Source organism: Kribbella sp. NPDC000426 (genome assembly GCF_040300265.1).
GTDB lineage: Bacteria > Actinomycetota > Actinomycetes > Propionibacteriales > Kribbellaceae > Kribbella.
Genome location: NZ_JBEPDK010000003.1, coordinates 480,816 through 493,830, shown reverse-complemented (window position 1 = coordinate 493,830; position 13,015 = coordinate 480,816). Strand labels below are relative to the sequence as shown.

Genomic DNA, 13,015 nt, shown 5'->3' with positions numbered 1-13,015 from the left:
CGGATCACCAGGGAGGGTGTCGATGGCACGGCCGACCGACTGGGACGCCATCGGGCTCGGTGGGGACCCGACGCCCGGCGAGCCCGAGACGATCGGCCAGCTCGCCGAGGTGCTGCAGAAGCTCGGCGGCAAGGCGCGGGACATCTTCAACGCGATCCAGTCGGTGATGAACACCAACAACGACAGCGTGTTCGTCGGTCAGACCGCGGACGCGCTGCGCGGCAAGGTGGACGAGCGGTTGCGCGGGCACGTCGAGGACGTGGCGAACGCGTTCGAGACCTCGGCCCAGGCGTTGCGGGACTGGCGCGGTGTGGTCGAGGAGCAGCAGCGCAAGGCCGACGCCGCGCTGGCGGCCGGCCGCGGGCTGAAGGAGGACGACCCGGAGCGCGACACCCAGAAGGGGATCGCCGAGCAGGCCGGCCGGGACCAGTCCGACCAGGCGTCGACGTACTCCGGCCGGATCAACGGCGTCTCCGACATCCAGCTGCCGATCTCGGACTGCGAGGCGTTCTGGGAGGCGTTCAAGTGGCTGGCGATCATCCTGATCATCCCCGCGCTGATCTTCGGCGGACCGATCGCGCTGCTCGCCCTCGGCGTCAACCTGGCGCTGTTCATCAAGACGATCGTCGACGTCGCCAAGGGTGACGCGAGCTTCCTCGACCTGTTCCTGGCCGGCCTCGGCCTGATCGCGCCGACCACCAAGGCGCTGCCGATCTTCAGCATCATCAAGGGCATCGCGCAGGGCATCGGCGCCGGCGTCAAGGGCATCGCGAACGCGTTCCGGACGATCTTCAGCAAGGACTTCCTGTTCAAGGCGATGACCGGGCTGAAGGGGCTGCCGTTCATCGCGACGCTGTCGATCAAGGAGACCGGGCTGTTCGTGGTCTCGAACATCCGGAACTTCGCGATCTCGGTCGGGAACTTCGGCGCGAACTTCGGCTCGATCACACTCGGTGCCCTCGGCAAGTTCGGTACGGCGTTCACGCAGCTGCCGGCCACGATCGTCCGCGGCTTCAGCGCGATCGGCAAGGGCATCGGGACAGTCTGGAACGGCGGCAAGCAGTTCATCTCCGCGCACTTCGGCGGCCTGCAGTGGACCCGGCTGATCCTGCCGGTCGCGGCCGACGAGATCCGCGCCTTCAAGGCACTCGGCATGACCGACTTCCAGGCGTTCACCCAGGCGCTGAAGGTGGGCGTGTTCGGACGCGGCCTGGCCGGTCAGCACGTGTTCGGACTGCCGATGGTGAGCGCGCTCGGCCACACGGTCAGCGCGATCCCGATCAACACCCCGAAGCTGACGTTCATGGAGAACGTCAACGTGTTCTTCAAGGGGATGCTGCAGCCGCCGAAGCTCGAGCCGGGCGTCCACATCAACGGGTTCGGCTTCGCCACCGAGTCAGGGATCAACGCCGGTAAGGCGTTCGACGATCTGCACCTGCCGCCGATGAACACGAACCTCGGGCAGAGTGTGAACACGCCGACGGTGGTCACGCCCGGCGGCGTACACGTGCCTGCGACGGCGGGTATGTCGAGCCTGACGACCAACTTCCCGTCGGCGCACATCGGGCAGCCGTCGGTCAACGGAGTCAGCGGTGTCAACGGGATCCACGGCCTGGTCGAGAACCTGCCGACCTCGAACCACATCGGGATCCCCGGCGTCGGCGTCAACAACGTCACCCAGAACGTCGCGATCCCCGGAAGTGCGACCTCGTTCACGCACACCGGGATGAGCGTGACGCCGCCGACCACCGCGAACGTCGGCTCGCTGCACGTCGCAACGCCGAGCTCGACCAGCGTCGGCGACCTGGTCAGCTCAGGCCTGCGCAACAACACCCCGACGATCTCGCCGCACTTCGCGACCTCGATCAACGAGGGCGTCTCGCACGGCCTCCAGGCGAACCACCTCCGCCTCTCGCTCGACGAGATCACGCGTACGCCGACCCCCGCCACGAACGGCACCGGCCACGTCGTGAACACGCCGCCGAGCGTTGAGCGGGTGAACGCCGCGCTCGACCTCGTCACCGGCGGGCCGGCCGATCTGAAGGTCGGTGCCCCGGGCAACCTCCGGGCCGATACGCCGTCGTTCGCCGGCGTGCAGAACGTCACGACCCCGCCCACGGCGCATGTCCAGCCGGTCAGCGTGCCGAAGACCGACGTACCGCTGCAGCCGCAGGTGCAGACGCATTCGTTCAGCCCCGGCAAGAGCGAGATCCCGCTGAACGGCCTGCCTGATCATCCGGGGCTCGTGGTGAAGGTGGAGCGGTTCGAGGGCGGGGTCACGCAGTTCAACCTGCACGGCGGCGGCCCGAACGGGCGGCTGGATCCGTTGAGCGGTGGCGGGCTGCGGTTCACCGACACCTCGACCGGTACGACGACGCGCTTCGACAGCAACGGGATCGTCGTGGACCAGGGTGTCCGGCTGACCAAGGCGGACGGGCTGGCGCGGATCGACGACCGCGTGCTGATCCGCCGGCCGGACGGCGAGTTCCGGATCACGAGCCTCGACGGGACCGCCGTACCGGATCAACTCACGATCCGGGCGCTCGACACCGGTGGCGTGCAGGTGCTGGGCAAGGACGGGACGACCTGGCATTACGGCGCGAACGGCAAGCTCGAGAGCCAGTCGGTCAACGCGGCCTGGAACGGCGACCTCGCGGCCAAGGCCGGCGTCTTCAAGAAGCCCGGCGACACCGACGCCATGGTCAACGCCAAGATGGACGACTTCACCAGCGTCCAGCAGGCCCAGCGGAACTTCGACCTCGCGAACGAGAACGTCGCGATCCACAGCGAGCGGATCGACGGCCCGTCCAACGCGCCGTCGGTCGGCGACCAGGTCCACATCGATCTGCACGGCGCGCAACACGATCTCGATCTGGCGAAGAAGGCGTTCGAAGGCAAGCACGACCTGAGCGTCGACGCGATCCAGAAGCAGCTCGACGACATCACCACCGACTCGCTGAACGTGCGGCCGCGGCTGCTGGGCGCGGGGCGGACGATGACGTACGACGTACCGGGGCACGCCGGCGTGAAGTTCGACGTCAACGGCGGGCAGGTCTCGGTGCACGGCCCGGGCTCGGAGGAGTTCAGCTCGGCGGTCGTGGGGAAGACGCTGACGATCAGCGGGAACGGTCGTACCTGGACGTACAGCCTCGGATTCGGTGGGCGCGCCAACCATGTGGGTGAGTCGTTCCCGCTGCACGGCGGTCTGTTTGACGGCAAGCCGGTCTCGCTCGAGGGCAAGCTCGGCAACCTCGACAGCGGCATGGTCGACGGCAAATGGTCGGTGAAGGCCGGCGAGGACGGGCTGGTGGTCGCCTCGCCCCATGGCCCCCTGCGCTACGGGCGTGATGGTGAGTTCCACGGCATCGGTACGACGGCCACCGGCGACATGCCGCGGCCGGTCCCGCCGCCGCATCTCACGGGTGACGACCTGGCTCGGTGGAACGCGCAGGTCAACCTGTCGCGGACCCATCTGGGCGAGGCCGCCTCGAACAAGGCCGTCGAGAACTTGATGAAGGACGTGACGGGCGGGTCCTTCACGTCCAAGCGCGGGTACGGCGGGTACGTGAACCCGACCGCGTTGGCCGACGGGACGCTGGTCACCAAGGTGAAGAACTTCGACGCGGTTGCGAAGGAGCTGCAGTTCAAGGGGCCGGCCGACCACATCACCGTGTACCGCGGGGTGTCGATGGACCCGGTGGCCGCGCAGGCCGACGAGTTCATCGAGCGATTGCCGATCTCGACGTCGAGCACGCTGAAGTTCCAGGACGAGTGGGCCAAGAACGGTGTCGACTCGAACCGGGTCGTGTTCAAGGTCGACGTACCGCCGAACCAGAGCAAGCTCGCGATGTCGTACCCGGAGGGGTACCACCCGGGCGGCGGTGAGGCGCGGGCGTGGAACCAGGACCAGTGGGAGATCACGCTCGGGCCGGCGAAGTTCACCCGGACCGGGCCGGACTTCGTCGAGAACGGGCACCGGATCATTCCGGTCAGGGCGGAGCCGATCCCGGCGTCGGCGTTCGACGAGGTGATCACGGCGAAGTGGCCGGGGATGTCGTCGGAGTCGGCGTTCGGGGACTTCGTGAAGTCGTTCGAGGCGTCTCAGCTGAGGGCGTTCGAAGGGCTCGACGACATCACCACGCGGGCGACGTCGAGTGTCGATGGTCTGTCGCACACGGTCCATGTGACGAAGCCGGGTTCGGCGGACGAGTTGACGATCACGGTACTGCGGGATCCGCAGGCGGACTCGGTGCGCGTGATCTGGACCGCGGACGGCGCGAACCTGTTCGACAAGACGTGGAAGGGGCAGGACTTCGCGAACCTGGCCACCGACCTGCGCGGGAACGTGCTGCACAACAACGACCAGTTCCTCGGGATGCCGAAGCCGGCGTCGTGGGACCAGGTGCCGGGCAAGGGGAAGGGGATCGCTCAGGCCTGGGATGCGGACTTCGCGGCGCGGTTCGAGGTGTTCCGCTCGCCTGGGGACACGGATGCGATGGTCGGCGCCAAGATGGACGATTTCGTGAACGTGCAGCGGGCGCAGGCTCAGGTGGATGCCGCGTTGCACGACATTCGTGTTTACGGGCATCGCGCCGACGGTCCTTCCAATGGGCCGTCCGTCGGGGCGAAGGCGTTCGTCAAACTGTGGACGGCGCAGAACAAGCTCGACGTCGCGAAGACCGCCTTCGAGGCCAAGCACCCAGGCATGAACGTCACCTCCATCCAGCAGCAGCTAGGCGACCTCCTAACCCAATCCCTCAAAGACCGCCCCCGCCTCGTCGGCGGCATGAACCACTCAGACCTCGACGACGCCGTCCCACCCCCGCCCCCAGCGGCGACGTCGTCGGCACCCCCACCCCCGCCACCGCCCCCTGCAGCTGCCGGGCACTTGCCTGGGGGGAATGTGCCGGGGCGGCAGGCTCGGGTGGTGGCTCCTGGGTTTGGGAAGGTGTTTGAGGAGGCTTCGTTCGGGACTGAGAGTGAGTTGGGTGGGTTTGTGGTTGCGATGCCTGAGGGGTCGCATCGGGTGTTCGGGTTTGTGAAGAAGGTGGATACGGACGAGTCCCTGGTGATGGTGACCAAGGACATGAGCAACGGGATCTACCGCAACCCGGGCAACCACCCACCCGCGCACAACGGGAACTGGACCACGCACACGGTCGAACTCGTCAACTACCCGTCCCGGCTCGGCGACCAAGCGGGTACGGCGCTGCGCGACGACGCCACGCAGTTCCTGCTCGACACGTTCAAGAACCGGCTCAACACCGCGAACCACCAGCCGATGGACTCGATCGTCTCCGCTGACGGCAGGTTCAAGCTGGAGATCACCAACGGCCGGCACGTGATCGCGGGCGGCAGCGGCATGCAGCTGGACGACGTCGGCTCGGTGACGATGCCGCTCGGCGGGCAGCAGTTGACGATCGGCGTGAAGGCGTCGGAGTTCGGCAGCGCGACCGGCAACGAGTTCAAGCTGCTCCGCGACAACCCCTGGTACAACGCCGAGTTCCGCAACGACGACGCCGTACGGAACCTCGACCACAACGCGCTCGACAACCCCGCGGCGGTCGAGTCGGCGTACACGTACCTGAAGTCGATCATCAGCTTCACCGCGAAGCAGGTGGACAAGCACGGGATCCCGATCGGCGACCACCCGGGCGCCTCGCCGTTCCACAGCCTGACGGACCCGGCGGTGAAGAACGACTGGGCCGTCCTGCCGCGGACGCGCCCGAACATCGTCCTCGACGGCCTGTCGGACGTCGACAAGGCCGCGACGCTCAAGCTGCTGCGGGACATGCCGTCGATCGGCGACGGGACCATCTGGCGCGAGTCCAAGTCGTACATCCTCGGCGGCGGGGAGGTGGCCGGGCACGGCATCAACGACGCGGTGATCGGCGGCGAGAAGGCGCTGCTGTTCGAGTTCCGCACGGTGCCGGACGGGTTGAAGCACCTGGTCCCGACGCAGAAGCTGCCCGTTGCCTCGATCACCGACCTGCTCGCGGACCTCGGCACCGGCCGCCCCGCGGCGGTCAAGAACATCAACGGCTACATCGGCCACGCCGACAACAGCGGCGACTTCGCCGGCTGGTTCCGCGACAAGTTCCCGAACCACGCCACGAAGAACGACCAGCGCGTCATCAACATCTCCACGGTCCAGCAGAAGGCGGAGTGGATGATGACCCACAACCAGCGGGCCTGGGACCAGGTCCTCGCCGGTCAGGAACCCGTCATCGTCCGACCCGTCCAGCTGCCGCAGATCCAGCGGCACCCACTGGCCGGCGCCTTCGACAACCACGCCGTCGTACGCCCGGAAGGCGGTACGCCGCACGTCACCGGCCCCAACGCCCAGCACCTGACGCTGAGCGATTTCGGCGACGACGGGTTCCGCCTCACCGGCCCGGACGGGCGCAGTCAGCTGTACGACGGCGGCGGCGTACTGCGAGGTGACGGGATCCGGCTGGACGCGAATCGCTTCACGCAGAACGTCGACGGCGGTGGCATCCGCTTGGTCGACGAGCACGGCGTGCAGATCCCGAGCACGCAGGTACGCGCGCTGCCCGACGGGAGTCTCCGGGTCGTCGGAACGCACGGACAGGTGCAGCGGTTCGGCGCGGACGGCACGCATCTCAGCGACGGCGTCGTACTGCGGGATCCGTTCAACGTGCAGGACACGAGGTTTGCCGAAGGCAACGGTGCTGGGGGATTCCACGCAACGGACCTGAACGGTGCACAACTGCCGCACACCCGGGTGGAGCAGCTCGGCGACGGGACGTTCCGGGTTTCGGATGACGCGATCGGGGACGTCCGGTGGTTCGACCGCGCCGGCATTCACCGAGGCAGCGGGATCCGCGTGGCCGATCCGGCGCATCCCGGGCAGGTGTTCCTGTACCGCGCGCATGGGATGGATCCCGCGCTGGTCGACAACGCGGGCGGCCGCCTCCCGGGGACGATCGAGACGTTCGACGGCGGCGGCTTCCGGATCACCGAGGCCAACGGGACCGCGCGTACCTTCGACGCCGCCGGGATCTACGTCGACCGCCGGATCCCGATCGGCGGCAACCAGACGATCCTCCACAACGCCGACAACACCATCGTCCTGCACGACCCGGCAGGCACCACCGCGACGGCTCAACACGTGCCAGGCGGCGGTTACAGGGTCGTTGACAACGGCAACTACCACCTCTACGACAACGACGGCGTGTTCCAGGCGCACGGCCACCAGGTCAACCTGCCCGGACAGGACGGATTCCTCGAGATCGGCGCGACCGGAGCACGCCGGCTCGACGGTGCCTATCAACCGCTGCCGGGACGCGACGTCACGATCCACGCCGGCGAGATCACCGTCACCCGCGCCGGCGGTTTCGACGTCTTCGACCTCAACGGCGCAGTACTGCGTGAAGTCACCGACCTCGACGGACATGCGCTCGGTGTCGTCGGCGGCCGCATCACCCGCGACCAGAACGCCACAATCACCTGGACCGCCGCGGACGGCACGCGGCTGCCGACGCCGTACCGGACGCAGATCGACGCGAACGGCGTGATCCGCCTCGACGTACACAGCCCGGGCAGCCCGAGGCACGGCGAGTTCCACGTGTTCGGGCGCGACGGTCACCTGACCCAGCAAGGCTTCCCGGTTGCCCGCAACGGCCGCCCGACCGGGTTCACGTACGTCGTCAACCGCACCGACAACACCTGGGAGCGCGTCGGCGGCACGAACGTCAACGGTGCCTTCCACCACGGCAAGGTCGACGTCGCCGGCCTCGCGAACGGGCGGATCAAGCTGATGAGCTCGACCGGCAAGCCCGTCGAGGTGTTCGAGCGACGCTGGCTGCCGGACGGATCGGTCCTCGACAGCTTCCGCAAGACCGACACGTTGGGCTTCGGCCGGTTCGACCGCAGTACCAGCTGGATCACGTACGACGGTGGCGTGCGGACCAACTGGGGCACCCGGCACTTCGACACAGCGGGAACCGGCTGGCGCGACACGGATCAGTCGCTCCGCACGATCCGCGAGTACCGCGACGGCCTGCAGAAGTACAACAGCTCGACCGGGCACGTGCTCGCCACCAAGCAGGGCGACGGCAGCTGGAACTGGTTCCGGTACGACGACCACGCGGCGCTGGTCGCGCAGGGAGACCGCAAGCTCGAACGCATCGGCGACGGCTGGACCGACACGTTCCGGCGGCCCGGCAGCACCCAGGATGTGGTCGCACAACAGAAGTGGGGCGCCTGGCACACGCCGGAGACGGCCGGTCAGTACCGCGAGTTCACGATGATCCGCGGCGCCGACGGCGGGCTCACCCACGACGGCACCTACCTGCAGCATGCCCGGCAGACCAAGGACTCCGGCAGCGCGATCAACCTCGGTGACGAGCTGCTGGTCGTGACTCGGGTAGGTGAGCAGCGACCGCCCGTCTGGTTCCGGAACGATCCACACCTGGGCGGCGGCGCGCCGGCACATCTCGGCCAGGACAACCGCTTCCAGATCTTCAACTGGACCAAGGGCAACCAGCACGGCACCCGGTACGTCGGGCAGGACGGCAGCATCGTCGACCTGACTCACGACGGCCGGTTCGTCAGATCCTCCGGGACGCTCGGCGACGGAAACAAGATCAAGGTCGGCGACCACGCCCGTCCGCCCGAGGCGCCGCACCCGCAGGGTGGAACGGCCTGGGAAGCCGGCGCGGACCGTGGCTGGCGGATCACGAACGGAGACGCCTGGCAGGACTTCAAGCGGGTCGGCGACGACTGGGTGGTGGTCCGCGAGAGTCAGCCGGGCGGGGTCGTCCGCGAGTACGCCGATCCGAACATCCGCACGCTCTGGTCCCAGCGCGACGCGCACGGGAACCTGACCGGGGTCTCGACCCGTTCGCTCGACCGTGACGGCATCTTCGTCGAAGGTGTCGGTGCGACCGACTCGTCCCGCTGGACCTGGCGCGAGGTCGATGTCAACGGCACCGAGATCGGCGGCCGCGGCGGCCGGCGCGAGTACTTCCGCGGCTCCTGGGACGAACGGCTGTCGTGGGACGACTCGTTCCGCGACTTCGATGCCGCAGGCAACTTGGTTCGGGACCGTCGGTACCTCGACGGCGGCCGGTACGTCGAGTCGCACTGGTCGCTGGGGCGCTGGCAGAGCGGCGAGTTCGACAAGCTCGGCAACCGGGTGGCCGGCTCGGCCGATCTCGAGCGGGTGTGGAGCAGCGGCGACGGCGTCTGGCACGGCGACTGGCAACCGGGCCGGATCTACAGCCGCGACCAGATCCCGGGTGTCGACGGCGCGGGCCCGGTGGTGGTGCGCGAGACTCCGGTCCACGTCGGCAACGCGCCGGTACGGGTCCGCGAGTACCACTTGGAGAACGGTACGACGGACTTCGGCCGGTGGAGGGAGTTCGACCACGGGACCGTCGTCCACGAGCGGAAGCCGTCCGGGGGCAACTTCCTGGAGACCGACGCGTGGCGCGGTCAGTGGAAGCTGTACGACCGCAACGGGAACGTCATCGGCGAGCGGTCCGACAACGGTCTGGTCTTCGAGATGCGGGACGGCCGGTTGCATCTGACCGGCAACGAGTACGACTTCCGCGGCGCCCTCACCGAGATGCGCGGCTGGGGTCGGCGGGTGCGGGAGCCGCAGCGGATGCCGTGGATGACACACGACGACTGGACGCTCCGGGGCAGTACGGTCGTGCCGCCGGGCGGTGCGGCGTTCCGGGAGGCGCGGTACGCATCGGCGTGGAAGGTGATCGCGCAGAAGGCGATGCTCGAGTTCTCCCAGGAGTTCATCCTGGAGTTCGCCGCGAACCTGATCGTCAACGCGATCATCGCCGAGGCGCAGAACAAGCCGTTCACCGGCCAGGACGCACTCAAGTCGTTGATGAACGCCGCGGTCAGCGCGACGATCAAGACCGGTGTCGGCACCGCGCTGACCGAGACCAAACTCGGCGGATCGTTGCGCGAGCTCAAGATGGGACTGTCCAACGTTGACGGCGGCAAGCACTGGAACCGGCGGCCGCTCAACCACGACAAGAACTGGTCGAACGAGTGGGCCGGCAACGAAGTCGCGACCCGTTGGCGGGCCGGCAGCTTCGACTTCGGCTTCAACCTCGGTCCGTCGGTGCTGGCCGGTTTCGTCAACGGCACCATGAACGCGGCCATCTTCGGCATCACCGATGCCGACGGCCACAAGGTGAAGCTGAGCGGCTGGGATGCGGTCGGTGACGGCGGGATCAACGCACTCGCGTCGTTCACGTCCGGCGTGAGTACGGCGCTGGTGAAGAACATCGCGCTCGGATTCGGCGGATCGCGGTTCTTCCACCGGCAGGGCTTCGGCGACTTCTTCCTGCAGATCCCGTTCAAGATGTTCGAGAAGTCGATCCAGAGCGTGTTCCTGACCAGCGCGATCCGCTCGTCGATCAACCCGTCGTGGTATCAAGGCTCGTCCGGGCTGTGGGTTCCGCCGGGCGTAGGAGGGACAGAGTGACGAACCGCTACGTGGCTGCCAAGGGCCGCGGCACGTTCCGCCGGATCTCCGAGGCGCTGCGGGCAGCCGCGCCCGGCGACGTGATCGTGGTGAGTGCCGGCGAGTACGCCGAACAGCTCCGGCTGGACCGCTCGGTCGCGATGGTTGCCGACGGCACCGTAACCCTCGTCGGCGCACCGGGCGAGCCGGTGATCGTTGCCGAGGGCCTCGAATGCACCGTTCGCGGGATCACGATCCGGGGCGTCGACGGCCCACCCGCCATCGGCGTGGCACCTGGCGCGGGCCTGCTGCTCGAGGACTGCGTCGTGACCGGCGGACGCATTCATGCCCGGGGCAACGAAAGCGGGCAGGGCTCGGACCTGACCGGGTACGGCGTGACGACGGTGATGCTGCGCAGGACGCGGCTGGAGAAGGGCCGGCTCGCCGCCCTGCACCTGTCCGGACGGGTCCGTGCCAAGGTCGAGGACACCGTGATCGACACGATCGACGGGATCGGCGTGGTGCTCTCGGGCAACGCCTTCCTCGACGCGTCCCGGCTCCGGCTGAACGTCACCTCCGGGTACGGGTTCCGCCTGCGCGGCGCGAGCCGGCTCGAGCTGACCGATGGCGTGATCCGCCAGACCGGGATGGCCGGCGTACTGCTCGAAGACTCGTCGACGGCCGCGCTGAGCGACGTACGGATCGATCAGGCCGGTGGGCCGGGTGTGCATACGGCGGGTACGGCGAAGGTTGTGCTGGCCGACTGCCGCGTGCGGAGTACGCGGGCCAGCGCGTTGGTTGCGCAGGACCAGGCGGATCTCACCGGCGCCGACTGCATTGTGTCCGACGCGGGCGCGAACGCCTTACTGGCTTCGGATTCCGCGACCGCGACGTTGACGGACAGCCGCTTCGACCGCTCGACGTACAGCGCCGTGCATCTGACCGGTACGGCGGTTGTGCGGTTGACGGACTGCTTGATCCGGCAGGGCGCCGAGCACGGCGTACATGCGACCGCGACGTCGCGGGTCGAGCTGACGCGGTGCGGGATCGCTGATGTCGGGCTGACCGGGCTGTCCGTGGTCGATGCCGCGAGCACCGAGGCGGAGGACTGCCGGATCGCCGGCAGCGGCACCGGCGTACGGCTGGAGTCCACCGTCGCAAACGGGTTCCGCGGTTCGTCGGTGAGCGGATCGGTCGGGACCGGGATCGAGCTGGCCGGTGAGGGGCTGGCCAGTCTGGAAGCGGTTCGCGTCAGTGGCGGGAAGGCCGCCGGCATCGTGGTCGGCAGCAGCGCGGCCGCCGAGATCGCGACGACGACGATCGACGACTGCGACGGGTCCGGTCTGGTGGTGTGGTCCGGGGCCAAGCCTTCGGTCCGGGCGTTGCGAGTGTCCGGCGTGGCGAAGAACGGGATCTTCCTCGCGGAGAAGGCGGCCGGCACGTTCGCCGATTGCGATGTGACCGGGACGAAGTACCCGGCGCTGCATCTGAGCAAGGCGTCGGCGCCGAGGTTCCAGCATCTGCGGGTCCGGGATTGTGTGGAGGCCATCGGCCAGGAGGACGGGGCCAACCCGACGTTCGAGGACTGCACGGTCGACGGAGTACCGATGGTTGCCGAGGCGCGGGCTGTTGCTGCTGCCGGCGTCCCCGTGGTGGAGCCGGTTGCCGCGTTGGCGGAGAGTATGCCGCCGGACGACGAGACGCTCGAGGACGTGCTGGAGGAGCTCGAGCAACAGGTCGGGCTGGACCGCGTGAAGCGCGACGTGCAGTCGATGGTGAAGCTGATGCAGACCGTCCGGATGCGGCAGGAGGCCGGTCTGCCGGCGCCGCCGCTCAGCCGGCACCTGGTCTTCGCGGGCAATCCCGGTACCGGCAAGACGACCGTGGCAAGGCTGTACGGGCGGGTGCTGAAGGCGCTCGGTCTGCTGCGGAAGGGGCATCTGGTCGAGGTCGACCGGACGGCGCTGGTCGGTGAGTACGTCGGTCACACCGGGCCGAAGACGACTGCTGCGGTCAATCAGGCGCTCGGTGGCGTGCTGTTCATCGACGAGGCGTACTCGCTCGCACCCGTTGGCATCGGCAACGACTTCGGCGCGGAAGCCATTGCCACGTTGGTGAAACTGATGGAGGACCACCGCGACGACCTGGTCGTGATCGTGGCCGGATACGTCAACGACATGTCCCGGTTCATCGGGTCGAACCCCGGTCTGTCGTCCCGCTTCACGCGGACGCTGATGTTCGAGGACTACACCGCGGCCGAGCTCGTCGCGATCGTCGAGCACCAGGCCGGCGGCCACCAGTACGAGGTCAGCCCCGACGCCCGCGTCGCGCTGTCCGACCTCTTCGAGCAACTCCCGCGCGGCGAGGGCTTCGGCAACGGCCGCTCCGCCCGCCAGATCTTCCAAGCCATGACCGAACGCCAGGCCCACCGCCTCTCCGAGCTCACCGCGCCCACCCCCGCCCAGCTCGTCTCGCTGGAGGTAGCCGACCCGCCAGAGAGTTTCTAACAGAGTTTGGTGGTTAGTTCTCAGAAATATTCGTGCGAAGTGCTGACAGTTCGCG

General features: G+C 68.2%; 2 protein-coding genes. Both read left to right on the top strand.

What is annotated here, in order from left to right:
- The first annotated feature begins 22 nt into the window (after positions 1-22).
- Positions 23-10,474 carry an actin cross-linking domain-containing toxin gene (locus ABT313_RS16115; protein WP_350853405.1) on the top strand — a complete coding sequence of 3,484 codons (10,452 nt, stop codon included), beginning with the start codon at positions 23-25 and terminating at the stop codon, positions 10,472-10,474.
- Positions 10,471-12,960, top strand: a complete 2,490-nt coding sequence (locus tag ABT313_RS16110) for a right-handed parallel beta-helix repeat-containing protein (protein ID WP_350853401.1) — start codon at positions 10,471-10,473, stop codon at positions 12,958-12,960. The genes ABT313_RS16115 and ABT313_RS16110 overlap by 4 nt, the downstream gene beginning before the upstream one ends.
- The last annotated feature ends 55 nt before the right edge of the window (positions 12,961-13,015 follow it).